A 355-nucleotide genomic window follows, 5' to 3' on the forward strand; every position below is an offset into this window, starting at 1 on the left:
AACCATCTTTCTCCGTTACATGTTATAATGTAACTATGCTCACAGTTAATTATTATAACGACTTTTTTGAAATAGGTCAACAGAAAATCAACTTTAGTTTCTATGAATTGAGTTTACCCGATGACGATCCGGTCTATACCCTAAAAAAAGTTATGGAGGATTTAGATTTTTCCGGACTGTTAGCCAATTGTTCGGATAAGGGAAGAACAGGGTATAACCCTATCATGATGTATGCAGTTATTACTTATGCAAATATGCGAGGAATTCGTTCTATTGATCGTATTGTAGATTTATGCGAAAGAGATATTGCTTTTATCTGGCTTACTCAAGGGAGGAAGCCTAAAAGAGATGCCTT

The 355-nt window shown here is 35.2% G+C and carries 1 protein-coding gene; it reads left to right on the top strand.

The window, feature by feature from the left end; genetic code table 11:
• Positions 1 to 35: 35 nt before the first annotated feature.
• Positions 36 to 355: transposase (locus tag SBH76_RS13880; RefSeq protein WP_317978168.1), on the top strand; the 320-nt coding region annotated here is incomplete at its 3' end.

This window comes from Lachnoanaerobaculum sanguinis, from assembly GCF_033242365.1.
Taxonomy (GTDB): Bacteria; Bacillota; Clostridia; order Lachnospirales; family Lachnospiraceae; genus Lachnoanaerobaculum; species Lachnoanaerobaculum sanguinis.